Origin of the sequence: Pseudomonas cedrina subsp. cedrina (assembly GCF_001983175.1) — a bacterium.
Taxonomy (GTDB): domain Bacteria; phylum Pseudomonadota; class Gammaproteobacteria; order Pseudomonadales; family Pseudomonadaceae; genus Aquipseudomonas; species Aquipseudomonas cedrina.
The window spans coordinates 252,170-266,722 of sequence record NZ_MNPW01000010.1; the positions used below are offsets into that span (position 1 = coordinate 252,170).

At 59.4% G+C, this 14,553-nt stretch carries 16 protein-coding genes; 7 read left to right on the top strand and 9 right to left on the bottom strand.

Features of this window, described 5'->3' with window-relative positions; translation table 11 throughout:
- Positions 1–4 precede the first annotated feature (4 nt).
- The 3 genes from trpD to BLL36_RS21525 all read left to right on the top strand — a co-directional run bounded on the left by trpD (position 5) and on the right by BLL36_RS21525 (position 2,741).
- Positions 5–1,054, top strand: coding sequence for an anthranilate phosphoribosyltransferase (gene trpD, locus BLL36_RS21515; protein WP_076953337.1), 1,050 nt, complete (start codon positions 5–7; stop codon positions 1,052–1,054).
- Positions 1,051–1,887: an indole-3-glycerol phosphate synthase TrpC gene (gene trpC / locus BLL36_RS21520; RefSeq protein WP_076953339.1), complete on the top strand. Its 837-nt coding sequence runs from the start codon at positions 1,051–1,053 to the stop codon at positions 1,885–1,887. Before trpD ends, trpC begins: the two co-directional genes overlap by 4 nt.
- A gap of 158 nt (positions 1,888–2,045) precedes the next feature.
- A complete protein-coding gene (locus BLL36_RS21525) occupies positions 2,046–2,741 on the top strand; it encodes a lipoate--protein ligase family protein (protein ID WP_076953341.1) in 696 nt (231 codons plus the stop codon).
- Here BLL36_RS21525 and crp read toward each other — a convergent pair.
- Positions 2,738–3,382 (bottom strand): cAMP-activated global transcriptional regulator CRP, encoded by a 645-nt coding sequence (gene crp, locus BLL36_RS21530; RefSeq protein ID WP_076953342.1) that lies wholly within the window; start codon positions 3,380–3,382, stop codon positions 2,738–2,740. The genes BLL36_RS21525 and crp overlap by 4 nt on opposite strands.
- Before the next feature lie 246 nt (positions 3,383–3,628).
- Here crp and BLL36_RS21535 point away from each other — a divergent pair, with 246 nt between their 5' ends.
- The gene (locus tag BLL36_RS21535) at positions 3,629–4,051 is read left to right on the top strand and encodes an OsmC family protein (RefSeq protein ID WP_003210947.1); all 423 of its coding nucleotides are present in this window, start codon (positions 3,629–3,631) and stop codon (positions 4,049–4,051) included.
- Positions 4,052–4,121: 70 nt separating this feature from the next.
- Here the strand turns inward: BLL36_RS21535 and coq7 are convergent, their stop codons facing one another.
- From coq7 to hemJ, 6 genes are all read right to left on the bottom strand, one after another.
- On the bottom strand, positions 4,122–4,769 hold the full coding sequence (gene coq7 / locus BLL36_RS21540) for a 2-polyprenyl-3-methyl-6-methoxy-1,4-benzoquinone monooxygenase (protein WP_076953344.1): 648 nt from the start codon (positions 4,767–4,769) through the stop codon (positions 4,122–4,124).
- A gap of 116 nt (positions 4,770–4,885) precedes the next feature.
- The gene (locus BLL36_RS21545; protein ID WP_076953346.1) at positions 4,886–5,224 is read right to left on the bottom strand and encodes a histidine triad nucleotide-binding protein; all 339 of its coding nucleotides are present in this window, start codon (positions 5,222–5,224) and stop codon (positions 4,886–4,888) included.
- A gap of 46 nt (positions 5,225–5,270) precedes the next feature.
- A complete protein-coding gene (locus BLL36_RS21550) occupies positions 5,271–6,059 on the bottom strand; it encodes an SDR family NAD(P)-dependent oxidoreductase (protein ID WP_076953348.1) in 789 nt (262 codons plus the stop codon).
- A gap of 63 nt (positions 6,060–6,122) precedes the next feature.
- Positions 6,123–7,085, bottom strand: a complete 963-nt coding sequence (locus BLL36_RS21555; protein ID WP_076953349.1) for a DUF805 domain-containing protein — start codon at positions 7,083–7,085, stop codon at positions 6,123–6,125.
- Positions 7,086–7,153: 68 nt separating this feature from the next.
- Positions 7,154–8,116, bottom strand: a complete 963-nt coding sequence (locus tag BLL36_RS21560) for an NAD(P)H-dependent flavin oxidoreductase (RefSeq protein WP_076953351.1) — start codon at positions 8,114–8,116, stop codon at positions 7,154–7,156.
- A 24-nt stretch (positions 8,117–8,140) separates the two neighbouring features.
- Positions 8,141–8,569 (bottom strand): protoporphyrinogen oxidase HemJ, encoded by a 429-nt coding sequence (gene hemJ / locus BLL36_RS21565; protein ID WP_076953353.1) that lies wholly within the window; start codon positions 8,567–8,569, stop codon positions 8,141–8,143.
- A 135-nt stretch (positions 8,570–8,704) separates the two neighbouring features.
- Between hemJ and argC the strand changes: the two genes are divergently transcribed.
- Both argC and erpA read left to right on the top strand, forming a co-directional pair.
- Entirely contained in the window at positions 8,705–9,739 is a 1,035-nt protein-coding gene (gene argC / locus BLL36_RS21570) for an N-acetyl-gamma-glutamyl-phosphate reductase (RefSeq protein WP_076953354.1), read from the top strand.
- Positions 9,740–9,904: 165 nt separating this feature from the next.
- Entirely contained in the window at positions 9,905–10,255 is a 351-nt protein-coding gene (erpA, locus tag BLL36_RS21575; RefSeq protein ID WP_003176443.1) for an iron-sulfur cluster insertion protein ErpA, read from the top strand.
- Positions 10,256–10,336: 81 nt separating this feature from the next.
- Here erpA and BLL36_RS21580 read toward each other — a convergent pair whose 3' ends face one another.
- Positions 10,337–11,428: an anhydro-N-acetylmuramic acid kinase gene (locus tag BLL36_RS21580; RefSeq protein WP_076953356.1), complete on the bottom strand. Its 1,092-nt coding sequence runs from the start codon at positions 11,426–11,428 to the stop codon at positions 10,337–10,339.
- Positions 11,429–11,431: 3 nt separating this feature from the next.
- Positions 11,432–12,850, bottom strand: a complete 1,419-nt coding sequence (locus tag BLL36_RS21585) for a peptidoglycan DD-metalloendopeptidase family protein (RefSeq protein ID WP_076953358.1) — start codon at positions 12,848–12,850, stop codon at positions 11,432–11,434.
- A 210-nt stretch (positions 12,851–13,060) separates the two neighbouring features.
- Between BLL36_RS21585 and tyrS the strand changes: the two genes are divergently transcribed.
- Positions 13,061–14,260: a tyrosine--tRNA ligase gene (tyrS, locus tag BLL36_RS21590; RefSeq protein ID WP_076953359.1), complete on the top strand. Its 1,200-nt coding sequence runs from the start codon at positions 13,061–13,063 to the stop codon at positions 14,258–14,260.
- The last annotated feature ends 293 nt before the right edge of the window (positions 14,261–14,553 follow it).

Consider the following 14,553-nt stretch of genomic DNA (forward strand, 5'->3'; position numbering starts at 1 on the left):
TTTCATGGATATCAAGACTGCCCTGAGCCGTATCGTCGGCCACCTGGACCTGAGCACCGCCGAGATGAGCGATGTGATGCGCGAGATCATGACCGGCCAATGCACTGACGCGCAGATCGGTGCGTTCATGATGGCCATGCGCATGAAGAGCGAGAGCATCGACGAGATCGTCGGCGCCGTGTCGGTGATGCGTGAGCTGGCGGACAAGGTTGAGCTCAAGACCCTCGAAGGCGTGGTGGATGTGGTGGGCACCGGCGGCGACGGTGCCAATATTTTCAACGTGTCGACCGCGGCTTCGTTTGTCGTGGCGGCGGCGGGTTGCACCGTGGCCAAGCACGGTAACCGTGCGGTATCCGGCAAGAGCGGCAGCGCCGATCTGCTGGAAGCGGCCGGGATCTACCTGAACCTGACGCCGGTGCAAGTGGCGCGCTGCATCGATAACGTTGGCATCGGCTTTATGTTTGCCCAATCCCACCATGGTGCGATGAAGCACGCCGCCGGCCCGCGCAAGGACCTCGGCCTGCGCACCCTGTTCAACATGCTCGGCCCGCTTACGAATCCGGCCGGTGTGAAGCATCAGGTGGTGGGCGTGTTCAGCCAGGCGCTGTGCCGGCCGTTGGCCGAAGTGCTGCAGCGCATGGGCAGCAAGCATGTGCTGGTGGTGCATTCCAAGGACGGGCTGGACGAATTCAGCCTGGCGGCACCGACGTTTGTGGCCGAGCTTAAGGATGACCGGGTCACCGAGTATTGGGTCGAGCCGGAAGATTTGGGCATGAAGAGCCAGAGCCTGCACGGCCTGGCGGTGGAAAGCCCGGCGGCGTCCCTGGAATTGATTCGCGATGCCCTGGGGCGCCGCAAGACCGAGAATGGCCAAAAAGCCGCTGAGATGATTGTTTTGAATGCCGGCGCCGCACTTTATGCGGCCGACCATGCCTATAGTCTTAAGGAAGGTGTCGCCTTGGCCCACGATGCACTGCACACCGGTCTGGCTCGCGAAAAGCTCGAAGAGCTGGGAGCATTCACCGCGGTATTCAAGATGGAGAATGAAGGATGAGTGTGCCGACCGTTCTGGAAAAAATCCTGGCCCGCAAGGCTGAGGAAGTGGCCGAGCGCCGCGCCCGTGTGAGCCTGGCCGAGCTGGAAAGCCAGGCCAAGCTGGCTGACGCGCCGCGTGGTTTTGCCAATGCGTTGATCGCCCAGGCCAAGCTCAAGCAGCCGGCTGTCATCGCTGAGATCAAAAAGGCTTCGCCCAGCAAAGGCGTGATCCGCGAGCACTTCGTGCCGCACGAAATTGCCGTCAGCTACGAAAAGGGCGGGGCGACCTGCCTGTCGGTACTGACCGATGTCGATTATTTCCAGGGCAGCGACCTGTTCCTGCAGCAAGCCCGCGCCGCGTGCAAGTTGCCGGTGATCCGCAAGGATTTCATGGTCGACCCGTACCAGATCATCGAAGCCCGCGCCCTGGGCGCCGACTGCGTGCTGCTGATCGTCTCCGCACTGGATGATGTGAAAATGGCTGAGCTTGCCGCCGTGGCCAAGAGCGTCGGCCTGGACGTACTGGTGGAAGTGCACGACGGCGATGAGCTTGAGCGCGCGTTGAAAACCCTCGACACACCGCTGGTGGGGGTCAACAACCGTAACCTGCACACCTTCGAAGTCAGCCTGGAAACCACCCTCGACCTGCTGCCGCGCATACCGCGCGACCGGTTGGTGATTACCGAGAGTGGCATCCTCAATCGCGCCGATGTGGAACTGATGGAAATCAGCGACGTATATTCATTCCTGGTGGGCGAGGCCTTCATGCGCGCTGAAAACCCCGGGACGGAACTGCAGCGCCTGTTCTTCCCGGAGCGTGGCGTGGCGGTCAGTGGTTCGACCCTGGATTAATTCGCAGGCACGGCCTGGCTGCCAGAAGCAGGCTTCTGTGGGAGCTGGCTTGCCTGCGATTGCATCACCTCGGTGTGACTGAAAAACCGAGGTGCCTGCATCGCAGGCAAGCCAGCTCCCACATTTGATTTTGTGTGATTCAGATAGGCAGGTATTTGATGACTAAGCCGGTGTCGATGACTGTTGAAGCCGGGCTTGCCGCCGAGCAAGCCTTACTGGCAGCCGTTTGCGCCGGCGAGCAGGAATATGGCCTGCTGTTCTGGCAACCCAACGACCAAGCCTTGGTAATGCCGCGTCGTTTGAGTCGCCTGCCGGCGTTCCAAACCGCCAGCCAGGTCTCGGCCGACGCCGGTTGGCCGGTGTTGCTGCGGGAAACCGGTGGCGAACCGGTGCCGCAGTCGAACGCCACGGTCAATATCGCCCTGGTCTACGCGCCGCCGCGCAGTGAAGGCGACCAGAATCGTATCGAAACCGGTTACTTGCGTTTATGCCAGCCAATCTGCGACCTGCTGATCGAGTTGGGTGGCGATGCTTCCGTTGGCGAAATCGACGGGGCGTTTTGTGACGGTCGCTACAACGTCAACCTCAACGGCCGCAAGATGGTCGGCACCGCCCAGCGTTGGCGACAAAGTGGCGGCCGCCCGGTAGGCCTGGTGCACGGTGCGCTGCTGCTGGATAACGATCGCGAAGAACTGATCGCTGCGGTCAATCGCTTCAACGAGGTCTGTGGCCTGCAGCAGCGCGTTCGTGCCGACAGCCATATCGCCCTGCACGAAGCCTTCGCCGCGCCAGATGCGATCAGCCGCCTGGACACTCTGTATCGGCAAATGTTGGCCAGCTTCCTGCCGGTTTAACGGGTGCCAAACACCACCATCGTCTTGCCCTTGACGTGCACCAGACTGCGCTCTTCCAGATCCTTGAGTACGCGGCCAACCATTTCCCGTGAACAGCCGACAATGCGCCCGATTTCCTGGCGTGTGACTTTGATCTGCATACCATCGGGGTGAGTCATGGCGTCTGGCTGTTTGCACAATTCCAACAGGCAACGGGCTACCCGGCCGGTGACATCAAAGAAGGCCAGGTCGCCGACCTTGCGCGTGGTGTCCCGCAGGCGCTGGGCAATCTGCCCGCTGAGGGCGTAGAGAATGTCGGGATCGTGCTGGGCCAGTTCGCGGAACTTGGTGTAGCTGATCTCGGCCACTTCGCATTCGACCTTGGCCCGCACCCAGGCGCTGCGCTCCTGTTCCTTGCCCGCCTGCTCAAACAGCCCCAGCTCGCCAAAGAAGTCCCCGGTGTTCAGGTAGGCGATGATCATTTCGCGGCCGTCCTCATCCTCGATCAGGATGGTGACCGAGCCTTTGATAATGAAGAACAGCGTTTCGGAGCGTTCCCCGGCGCAGATGATGTTGTGCTTGGCCGGGTAGCGGCGGCGCTGGCAATGCATCAACAGTTTGTCGAGATTCTTGATCTTGGGTAGGGGAGTAAGGGCAACCATGGTTGTGTCCCGAAAAGACTGCGCGAAGTAGTTAGAGTTGTTGTGTTCACCGGTATCGGCACTGATACCGATTATATGAACAGTGGCAATGCGCCATCGATTTGGCGCCAGCTTAACAGACACATTCTGTCTCGATTAGCCAATTTTCCCGGTAAACCCTGTTATTGATCGCTTTTGTGTGAATCGCTGACGCAGGCGGGCCCTGTGCTAAGCTGGCGACCCTTTTTTAGCAGTGGAGTCTGGGCGATGAAGGCACGCATCCAATGGGCGGGCGAAGCCATGTTCCTCGGTGAGTCGGGCAGTGGCCATGTGGTGGTCATGGACGGCCCGCCGGAAGCCGGTGGCCGCAACCTGGGCGTACGTCCGATGGAGATGCTTCTGCTGGGTGTAGGCGGTTGCAGCAATTTCGACGTGGTCAGCATTCTGAAAAAGTCCCGCCAGGCCGTGGAAAGTTGCGAAGCCTTCCTGGAAGCGGAGCGCGCCACTGAAGACCCCAAGGTATTCACCAGGATCCACATGCATTTCGTGGTGAAGGGCCGGGCGTTGAAGGAAGCGCAGGTCAAGCGTGCTATCGAGCTGTCGGCCGAGAAGTACTGCTCGGCGTCGATCATGCTCGGCGCGGCGGGTGTGGCCATCACCCATGATTACGAGATTATCGAGTTGGGCTGATCGCTCAATCGATGGGCAAAAGAAAGGGCGCTTTGATAGCGCCCTTTTTTGCGTCTGGGATCTGATGCACCTAGATACGATAGGTGCTTTTGGTCATGACCTTGGCCAGTACGCTCATACCAAACCGCACCGGTGCCGGAAAGCGGAAGCCGCCCGCACCCAATGCGCTTTCTGCGTGATGTGCTTCGTCGATGCGCATTTGCTCCAGAATCGCCCGGGACTTTTCGTCCTCGACCGGCAGTTGCTCCAGATGCTCGTCCAGGTGCTTGCACACCTGATGCTCGGTGGCGGCGACAAACCCCAGGCTGACCTTGTCGCTGATCAGGCCCGCAGCGGCGCCGATCCCAAACGACAAGCCGTAAAACAGCGGGTTCAGCACGCTGGTATGGCTGCCAAGTTGGTGAATGCGCTGCTCGCACCAGGCCAGATGGTCGACTTCTTCCTCGGCGGCATGCTCCATGGCTGCACGCACTTGCGGCAGCTTGGCGGTCAGTGCCTGGCCTTGATACAGCGCCTGGGCACAGACTTCGCCGGTGTGGTTGATGCGCATCAGTCCCGCGACGTGGCGGGTCTCGGTCTCGCTCATCTGTGCGTCGGGTTGCACGATGGCGGGCGAGGGGCGATAAGGCTGGCCACTGAATGGCAGCAGTGTGCGCATGGCCATGTCGGCTTGCAGCAACAGACGGTCAATCGGCGAGTAGTGACGTTGGGTAGTCATGCTGACCTCCGGAAAGAATCTCGGCGGCCAGTTTACCGCAAGAGAGGGGCAAGCGTTTGCGCTGAGTCAGGGCATTGGGTCGCGCCGCTGGGCCGCGACCTTTGCCTGAAGGCTTATCAGCCCGGCGGCCAATTCATCTGACGCTGACCCAGCACATGCATATGAATGTGATAAACGGTCTGCCCGCCGTCTTCGTTGCAGTTCATCACCACACGAAAACCCTTTTCGCAGCCCTGCTCGACGGCGAGGCGCTGGGCGGTGAACAGGATATGGCCGGCCAGGGCTTTATCGCCTTCCGTCAGATCGTTCAAGGTGCGGATAGGCTTCTTCGGAATGACCAGAAAATGCACTGGGGCTTGCGGAGCGATATCGTGGAAGGCCAGCACCTGGTCGTCTTCGTAGATAATCTTCGCGGGTATTTCTCTGTTGATGATCTTGGTGAACAGAGTATCCACAGCTGTTTCTCCATTATGAGTAGACAGGTTGAGTGTACTGAGCCCGTCAGCGCGGGCAATAGGCCTTGTTGATGGCTCCGGCGATCTTGCGGGTCAGCCAGCGTGGGCTGAACCGCGGGCTGAAGGCGATCCAGCGATTGCGCCGGCCGGGAATAATGATGGCTTTGTTCTTTTCCAGGGCGCGCACAGTAAAGAGCGCCACTTCTTCGGGGCTCATCAGCTGTTGGCTGCGATCGAGCTTGGCGGTGTCCATTTGTGCGGTGCCGAAGAATGCCGTACGGGTTGGGCCGGGGCAGAGGACCGAGACCTTGATGCCGCAGCTCTTCAGTTCTTCGCGCAGGCCTTCGGAGAAGTGCAGCACATAGGCTTTGCTGGCGTAGTAGGTGCTCATCCACGGGCCCGGCTGGAACGCCGCGATGGAGGCCACATTAAGAATTTGCCCGCCGCCCTGCAGCGCCATGGTATTGCCAAGCGCATGGCACATGCGGGTCAGGGCAAGGATATTGAGCTCAATCAGGTCTTGTTCGGTCATCCAGTCCTGGGCCAGGAACGGCCCGCTGGTGCCGATGCCGGCGCAGTTCACCAGCAGATCGATCTGCCGTTCGCCTTCTTCAAGCTCCAGCAGAAACCCGGACAAGCGCAGCGGCTCGCCCAGGTCGCACGCCCGGAACAGCACCTCGACGCCAAAGCGTTGGGTCAATTCGATTGCAATGTTTTCCAACTGATCACGCTGGCGGGCCACCAGAATCAAGCTGCGGCCGCGACGGGCCAGCGCTTCGGCCAAGGCCAGGCCGATGCCGCTTGTGGCGCCGGTGATCAGAGCGTAACGGGTCATGCCTTTCTCCATCGCAACACCGCCGCGCCTGTGACAAAGGCATCACAGGCCGGGGGCGTTTCTTCACTGTTCTGGAGAGTCTACAGGTTCGCCCGCGTCCTCAGCACTTTGCGCTTCGTCTTCTTCGGTGGTCGCGCTCTGGTCAAGGTCTTCGTCGGAGGTGGTGGCGCTGCTCTCGTAGCTGCTGTCCATGTTGGCTTCGAGTTGGTTCAGGTAACCATTCATGCCCAGGGTCAGCCCGATAATGAGCATCAGCGGGATAAACGCCAACCACAGCGAGGCCAGGACCTTCACGGCAGTGGAGTTGCGCGGTGGTGGCGCGCCGTATTGGTTGGCGCCCGAATTACCTGGCAAGACCAGCAGCAACAGCGGGAAGATACTGTTCACCAGCGGTACCAGGTTCAGCAGGTACAGCCAGCCTGACCAGCCCAGGTCGTGCAGGCGCTGCACACCGATTTGCACACTCACGACGACAAGCGCGACGAACAGTGCGAAGCCCAGTAACGAGCCAAGAATAATGGCGATCGTGGGTGAGGCGGTCGCAATGGCGAAGCACACGGTACTGATGATGCCTGCCGCCACAAGCATTGCAAGGGTCAGCACCAGCGTCCATGCCAGGTACCGCAGGCGCCCGATGCGCCCGTTGATCGTGAAGACTTTGAGCGTGGCGTACTCCGGCAGGTTTTCACCCACGGCCGCGCGCGGCGGTGCGTACGGCGAAGCGTCCGGGCGAGAGAAATCAGAAGCGCCGGCATCTGTTTCGTGGGTTTCGGCGAGGCTGAAGGCTACGGGTTGTTCGGCTTCGATGCGTGCATCGACACCGGCGTTCTTCAACGCGGTGAGGTAGGTCTCCGCGTCCGGCCGGGACAGGTCGCGTTTGAGCGCGACCGGGCGGCCGGTGAAGAGCTTTTCGATGGCTTCGACTTCGCTCTTGAACAGCTCGGCCAGGTTCAGTTTGGCCGTGGTGCTTTCGACACCCGGGAGCAAGGCTCCATCAAACACAATCTTGAAACGGTTGTCGCTCATGCGGGCATCCTTGTCAGTTATCAGGGAGGTTGTGCAGGCCTGCACAATCGGCAGGCCTTACGGTTGGGTCAGCGTGGCCAGCGTAGCTGAGTCGCCTGTTCGCGCGCCTTGCGGTATTCGGCATCCAGGCGGGCAACCAGTTCATCGACGCTGGGTAAATCATCAATGTCACCGACGCCTTGGCCGGCAGACCATACAGTCTTCCACGCCTTGGCCTCGTCGCTCAACGGCTTGAGCTTGGAGCCGCCGTTGACGTCGCCTTTGCCTTGCAGGGCGGCGAGGTCGAAACCGGCATTTTCCAGGCTCTGGCGCATAAAGCTGGCGGGCACGCCGGAGACAGCGGGAGTGTGCACGATGTCGGCGGCGCGCGCTGTGAGCAGCATCTCTTTATACGCATCCGGTGCGTGGCTTTCGGTGGTGCCGATAAAGCGCGTGCCGAAATAGGCCAGGTCTGCACCGAGCAGTTGTGCGGCGAGAATCTCGTGACCGTGGTTCAGGCAACCGGCCAGCAGTAAGGTTTTATCGAAGAACTGGCGGATTTCGGCAATCAGCGCGAATGGGCTCCAGGTGCCAGCATGGCCACCGGCGCCTGCAGCCACGGCGATCAAGCCATCCACGCCGGCTTCGGCGGCCTTCTCGGCATGACGCCGGGTGGTGACGTCATGAAACACCAGGCCGCCGTAGCTGTGCACGGCGTCTACCAACTCCTTCACGGCGCCCAGGCTGGTAATGATGATCGGCACCTTGTGCTCAACGCAGATCGCGAGGTCGGCCTCCAGGCGCGGATTGCTGCTGTGCACGATCAGGTTGACGGCGTAGGGCGCGGGGTTGTCCAACGGCGCCAGGCCCGCTTCGATTTCCTCCAGCCAGGCCTTGAAGCCGCTGCTTTCGCGTTGGTTAAGGGCAGGGAAACTGCCAACCACCCCATTGCGGCAGCACGCCAGGACCAGTTGCGGATTGGAAATCAGAAACATCGGCGCAACCACGACGGGCAGGCGCAGACGTTGTTCAAGCAGAGCGGGCAGCGACATTGGATGGACCCCGAGTAATTGACGTTAGAACGGTTTGACCACGACCAGAATTACGATTGCCAGCAATAGCAGAACGGGCACTTCATTGAACCAGCGATAAAAGACATGGCTGCGGGTGTTTTCGCCACGGGCAAAACGTTTTACCTGCGCGCCGCACATATGGTGGTAGCCGATCAGCAACACCACCAGTGTCAGCTTGGCGTGGATCCAGCCTCCGGATTGAAAGATCGCGGGATTGAGGTAGATCAGCCAGCCGCCGAATATCAAGCTGGCGATCATCGCCGGGCCCATGATGCCGCGGTACAGCTTGCGCTCCATGACGCTGAAGCGTTCCTGGCTGACGGTGTCCTCGCTTTGGGCGTGGTAGACGAACAGTCGCGGCAGGTAGAACAGCGCGGCAAACCAGCAGACGATGGCGACGATATGGAAGGCTTTGACCCATAGATAGAGCATTTTTAGTTATTCCCAGGTTCACGGTAACGAAGATAGTAGTGGCTCGGGTGTCCACGCGTCACCTTGATGGTTGTCGCAGGACGATGCGGCCCCTATTATCGACCGCTTTCCAGTGGGTTCGTTGAGGGCAGGTTTATGGTCAAGGTCGGTATCGTCGGCGGCACGGGTTACACCGGTGTCGAATTGCTGCGTCTGTTGGCTCAGCATCCGCAGGCTGAGGTGGTGGTCATCACCTCTCGATCCGAGGCCGGGCTGGCCGTGGCCGATATGTACCCGAACCTGCGAGGCCATTACGACGGCCTGGCGTTCAGTGTTCCGGACGTCAAGACCTTGGGCGCTTGCGACGTGGTGTTCTTCGCCACCCCTCACGGTGTTGCCCATGCCTTGGCTGGCGAGTTGCTGGCGGCGGGCACCAAAGTGATCGATCTGTCGGCGGACTTCCGGTTGCAGGACGCCGATGAGTGGGCCAAGTGGTACGGCCAGCCCCACGGCGCGCCGCAGTTGCTGGAAGAGGCGGTGTACGGCCTGCCGGAAGTCAACCGTGAGCAGATCAAACAGGCTCGCCTGATTGCGGTGCCGGGTTGCTATCCGACGGCTACTCAGTTGGGTTTCCTGCCACTGCTGGAGGCTGGGCTGGCGGATGCTTCGCGTTTGATCGCCGATTGCAAGTCGGGCGTCAGCGGCGCCGGTCGTGGTGCGGCGGTGGGTTCGCTGTACTCCGAGACGTCGGAAAGCATGAAGGCCTATGCGGTAAAAGGGCACCGTCACTTGCCGGAAATCCGCCAGGGGCTGCGTCGCGCGGCCGGTAAAGACGTGGGCCTGACCTTTGTGCCGCACCTGACTCCGATGATCCGCGGCATTCATTCCACGCTCTACGCAACCGTGGTTGACCGTTCCGTAGACCTGCAAGCGCTGTTCGAAAAGCGTTATGCCAACGAACCGTTCGTCGACGTCATGCCTGCGGGCAGCCACCCGGAAACCCGTAGCGTGCGCGGCGCTAACGTATGCCGGATCGCCGTGCACCGTCCGCAGGATGGTGACCTCGTCGTGGTGTTGTCGGTGATCGATAACCTGGTCAAGGGCGCGTCGGGCCAGGCGGTACAAAACATGAACATTCTGTTTGGCCTGGACGAGAAACTGGGTCTGTCCCACGCAGGCATGCTGCCTTAAGACGCTGCAGCTATTGCACAAAGGGCCCGTTGATCGGGCCTTTTGTGTTTTTAATGACGGCTGCGCAGATTGATATACCGTAACAATAGTTGACCGATTTTCTAGGAGAAGCGGATAATACCCACCATTACGCATATGGCGGCGCTACGCCGGGAGATTATCAGCATGAGCGTTGAATCCTTCACCCCCACGGCTTTGCAATTCACCCACGGTGCTGCGCACAAGGTGAAGAGCCTGGTCGATGAAGAGGGTAATGATCGCTTGAAGCTGCGCGTATTCGTTACGGGCGGCGGTTGTTCAGGGTTTCAGTACGGTTTTACCTTCGATGAAGATGTAGCTGACGATGACACCATCGTTGAGCGCGAGGGCGTTAGCCTGGTCGTGGACCCGATGAGCTTCCAGTACTTGGCAGGTGCCGAAGTGGACTACCAGGAAGGTCTGGAAGGTTCGCGTTTCGTGATCAAGAATCCTAACGCCACCACTACGTGTGGTTGTGGGTCTTCGTTTTCGATCTGACCGGTAGTTTGATCCGAGACGAATGAAAAACGCCGCTTGGCTTTGATAGGCCAAGCGGCGTTTTGCTGTCTGCTCATTCAGTCAGGCCGGGTAGATAGCGCCCAGTACCCGAAGCCCGCGTGCGCCAGTGACGCTGGGGCGGTTGGCGGCGATGCCTTCGAGGCAGCAATGGGCGAGCCAGGCGAACGCCATCGCTTCAACCCAGTCGGGATCGACGCCGTAGGTGGCGGTGCTGCTGACTTGGGTTGATGGTAGCAGGGCGGCCAGTCGGCTCATCAGTGTGGCATTGTGAGCGCCGCCGCCGCAAACCAGCAGGGTCTCTGTCTGAGGTTGGGCGGACTGCAGCGACTCGACGATAGTCAGGGCGGTCAGCTCCAACAGCGTCGCCTGTACATCCTGAGGCTCGAATGCAGGTAAACCGCCAAGATGGCGGTGCAGCCATTGCAGGTTAAACACCTCGCGGCCGGTGCTCTTGGGGCCCTTGGTCACGAAGAATGGGTCGCTGAGCAATGCGTTGAGTAGCTGTGGTTCGACCTTGCCGCTGGCAGCCCACTGGCCATTGCGATCAAAGTGTTCGCTGCGTTGTTGATGAATCCAGGCATCCAGCAGGACATTACCTGGGCCACAGTCGAAGCCGGCTACCGGTTTGCCGGTCTCGATCAGGCTGAGGTTGCTGAAACCGCCCACATTCAATACGGCACGGTTGCCGGTGTGCTCACCAAATAACGCTTCGTGAAATGCGGGTACCAGCGGGGCGCCCTGGCCACCTGCAGCCACATCGCGGCTGCGGAAATCGCTGACCACGGTGATGCCGGTCAGCTCGGTAAGCAAGGCCGGGTTGCCGATCTGTACGGTAAAGCCCCGAGCGGGTTCATGGCGGATGGTCTGGCCGTGGCTGCCAATCGCGCTAATGTCCTGGGGCTTGAGCTGTTGTTGATTGAGCAGAGCGTGAATGCCTTGTGCGGCAAGCTTCACCCAGTTCTGTTGGGCAATGGCTGAACGGGCGATTTCATCCGGGCCGCTGGCGCACAGGCCGAGCAGCTCGCCGCGCAGCGCATCCGGCATGGGGATGTAGTGCGTGGCGATCAGTTTGACCGCCTTGTGCTGTTCGATCAGGGCGATATCCAGGCCGTCGAGGCTGGTCCCGGACATCACACCTATGTAGAGCGGCATACCTTAACGCTTCGCCGAAGCCAGCAGGGTGGAGCGCTCCTGGTCCATGCGGGCCATCAACGGCTGGCTCTGTTGCATGAAGCGCGCGCGTTCGGCCTTGGCGATCGGGTCGGCCATCGGCAGTTTCTGGCCAAGCGGGTCGACGTGCACACCATTGACCTGGAATTCATAGTGCAAGTGCGGGCCGGTGGACAGGCCGGTAGTGCCGATATAACCGATCACTTGGCCTTGCTTCACCGTACCGCCGGTTTGCACGCCCTTGGCGAAGCCTTGCATATGGCCATACAGCGTACGGTAGGTATTGCCGTGCTGGATGATCACAGTGTTGCCGTAACCACCGCGACGCCCGGCCAGCAGCACCTTGCCGTCGCCGGCGGCCTTGATCGGCGTGCCACGTGGAGCGGCATAGTCGACGCCTTTGTGGGCGCGGATTTTGTTCAGAATTGGATGCTTGCGACCCATGGAAAAACGCGAGCTAATACGGGCGAAGTCCACCGGAGTGCGGATGAAGGCCTTGCGCATGCTATTGCCATCAGCTGTGTAGTAGCTGCTGTTGCCTTGTTTGTTGGTATAGCGCACTGCGGTGTAGGTCTTGCCGCGGTTGGTGAAGCGAGCGGAGAGGATGTTGCCGGTGCCGACCACCTTGCCATTGGCGACTTTCTGCTCGTAGATCACGTCGAATTCGTCACCTTGGCGGATGTCCTGGGCGAAGTCGATGTCGTAGCCAAATACGCTGGCCATGTCCATGGTCATGCTGTGGGACAAGCCCGCGCGCGCGGCGGATTGCGACAGGGAGCTGTTAATCACGCCGTGTACGTAGGCGGAGCGCATCACTGGCTTGGTGGTAATGCGGTTGAAGGCGAAGCCTTTGGCGCCCTTGGTCAGGGTGATGCTCTCAAGATCGCTGACATTGCTGTGCAGGTTGTTGAGCTGGCCGTCGGGCGTCAGCTCAAACTCAAGCTTTTGGCCGCGTTTGAGCTGGGTGAATTGCCTGGCTTGTTTGTCGCTGGCGAGGACTTCATTGACGGTGGCCGCCGGCAGGCCGACTTTCTCGAACAAGGTCGAAAGCGTATCGCCCTTGCCAACGATCACTTCTCGGTGCTGGGGATTCCTGGCCATGTCAACAGCGGGTGCAGGCTGGGCCTGGGCGGCTTGCTGCGTATCTTCCGGGCTACTTTCTATCTGGGCGAACGGTGATTCGGCTGGAGCGTTTGTGGCTTCTTGCGCGTCAGAAGCGTCTTGATCTTGTGTCAGTTGCTCAACTGGACTTTCCAGGTCAAGGCTCAGGGATGTTCGTTTGGCTTCTACGTCACTGGAAGGGAATACCAGGAGTGCCAGGCTGAGAAGGGCGGCGATACCACTTGCGGCGAGCAGGTGGGTCTTCGGGTAAAGCGGTGGCGCTTTAGACGGTTCAGTGGTCATAGGTAATTTTTGACTTTGAAGATGAAATGGAAAAGATGAATGACATGATGAAGATGAAATAACTGTATAAAATATAACCAAATCATCTGTGGCGCAAGCTCGCGAACGCTGGGCTTGCTGAACGGTGTCCGTTCGCAGGGCAAAACTTGTAATTAGTCCCTGATCTTGTATGGTTGGTTCCCTTTTGAATCTGAGCCTTGCGGGTCTGTTATGAAGTCGGTTGAAGAGCAGCTAGCGCTGATAAAACGTGGTGCGGAAGAACTGTTGGTCGAGGCCGAGCTGATCGAAAAGCTTAAGCGTGGCCAACCCCTGCGTATTAAAGCCGGCTTTGATCCGACGGCGCCGGATCTGCACCTGGGTCATACCGTGCTTATTAATAAGCTGCGCCAGTTCCAGGAGCTGGGGCATCAGGTCATCTTCCTTATAGGTGACTTCACCGGGATGATCGGTGACCCGAGTGGCAAGAGCGCCACGCGTCCGCCGCTGACCCGAGAGCAGGTTCTCGATAATGCCGAGACCTACAAGACGCAGGTATTCAAGATTCTCGATCCGGCCAAGACCGAAGTGGCGTTCAACTCCACGTGGATGGATCAGATGGGGGCGGCAGACTTCATCCGCCTGACCTCTCAGTACACCGTCGCGCGCATGCTCGAGCGTGATGATTTCGATAAGCGCTACTCCACCAACCAGCCGATCGCGATTCATGAGTTTCTCTATCCGCTGGTTCAGGGCTATGACTCGGTTGCGTTGCGTGCCGACGTTGAGTTGGGCGGTACGGACCAGAAGTTCAACCTGCTGATGGGGCGTGAGCTGCAGCGCGCGTATGGCCAGGAAGCCCAGTGCATTCTGACCATGCCGTTGCTGGAAGGGTTGGACGGCGTCAAGAAGATGTCCAAGTCCTTGGGTAACTATGTAGGTATCCAGGAAGCTCCGGGTGTGATGTACGGCAAATTGGTTTCGATTCCTGATGCGTTGATGTGGCGTTACTTTGAGCTGTTGAGCTTCCGCTCGATGGATGAGATCAATGCGCTGCGTGCTGATGTGGAGGCGGGCACCAATCCGCGTGACGTAAAAATCAAGCTGGCGGAAGAGATTGTTGCGCGCTTCCACGGTGAAGAGGCTGCGGCCAACGCCCATCGCGCGGCGGGCAACCGCATGAGGGATGGCGAGCTGCCGGATGATCTGCCGGAGATTGAGTTATCGGCTGCTGAAGCGATGCCGATCGCTGCCGTCCTTAATAAGGCTGGCCTGGTTAAGAATTCCGCAGTCGCGCGTGACCTTCTGGGTTCTGGCGGTGTACGTATAGATGGTGAGGTCGTAGACCGCTCCTTTATATACGAGCTGGGTGCTACCCACGTTTGTCAGGCTGGAAAGAAGGCATTTGCGCGTATTACGCTCAAATCCGAATAAACCTGGAATTAGGTGTTGACGGCGAATTATATCTGTCTATAATTCGCCCCACTTCCGGCGCAGTCGAAACTGAAAACTCCTTGGTAAACAAAGAGTTATGCGAGATTCGACAGCGACCTGCTTCAGTTCATCGAAGCCCAGAAGGAGTTGATAGAGCGGTCTTGTCTGGCTCTATTAACGTTTCGATCTTCTCGGTCGAAAGCGGAGAAAAAGAGGTGTTGACAGCAGCGTGTAACGCTGTAGAATTCGCCTCCCGCTAACGAGAGATCGGAAGCGCAAGTGGTTGAAGTTGT

What these genes read in the sequence shown, in the direction of transcription:
- trpD (WP_076953337.1), top strand. Translation starts at nt 5, where the DNA reads ATGGATATCAAGACTGCCCTGAGCCGTATCGTCGGCCACCTGGACCTG.
- trpC (WP_076953339.1), top strand. Translation starts at nt 1,051, where the DNA reads ATGAGTGTGCCGACCGTTCTGGAAAAAATCCTGGCCCGCAAGGCTGAG.
- BLL36_RS21525 (WP_076953341.1), top strand. Translation starts at nt 2,046, where the DNA reads ATGACTAAGCCGGTGTCGATGACTGTTGAAGCCGGGCTTGCCGCCGAG.
- crp (WP_076953342.1), bottom strand. Translation starts at nt 3,382, where the DNA reads ATGGTTGCCCTTACTCCCCTACCCAAGATCAAGAATCTCGACAAACTG.
- BLL36_RS21535 (WP_003210947.1), top strand. Translation starts at nt 3,629, where the DNA reads ATGAAGGCACGCATCCAATGGGCGGGCGAAGCCATGTTCCTCGGTGAG.
- coq7 (WP_076953344.1), bottom strand. Translation starts at nt 4,769, where the DNA reads ATGACTACCCAACGTCACTACTCGCCGATTGACCGTCTGTTGCTGCAA.
- BLL36_RS21550 (WP_076953348.1), bottom strand. Translation starts at nt 6,059, where the DNA reads ATGACCCGTTACGCTCTGATCACCGGCGCCACAAGCGGCATCGGCCTG.
- BLL36_RS21555 (WP_076953349.1), bottom strand. Translation starts at nt 7,085, where the DNA reads ATGAGCGACAACCGTTTCAAGATTGTGTTTGATGGAGCCTTGCTCCCG.
- BLL36_RS21560 (WP_076953351.1), bottom strand. Translation starts at nt 8,116, where the DNA reads ATGTCGCTGCCCGCTCTGCTTGAACAACGTCTGCGCCTGCCCGTCGTG.
- hemJ (WP_076953353.1), bottom strand. Translation starts at nt 8,569, where the DNA reads ATGCTCTATCTATGGGTCAAAGCCTTCCATATCGTCGCCATCGTCTGC.
- argC (WP_076953354.1), top strand. Translation starts at nt 8,705, where the DNA reads ATGGTCAAGGTCGGTATCGTCGGCGGCACGGGTTACACCGGTGTCGAA.
- erpA (WP_003176443.1), top strand. Translation starts at nt 9,905, where the DNA reads ATGAGCGTTGAATCCTTCACCCCCACGGCTTTGCAATTCACCCACGGT.
- BLL36_RS21580 (WP_076953356.1), bottom strand. Translation starts at nt 11,428, where the DNA reads ATGCCGCTCTACATAGGTGTGATGTCCGGGACCAGCCTCGACGGCCTG.
- BLL36_RS21585 (WP_076953358.1), bottom strand. Translation starts at nt 12,850, where the DNA reads ATGACCACTGAACCGTCTAAAGCGCCACCGCTTTACCCGAAGACCCAC.
- tyrS (WP_076953359.1), top strand. Translation starts at nt 13,061, where the DNA reads ATGAAGTCGGTTGAAGAGCAGCTAGCGCTGATAAAACGTGGTGCGGAA.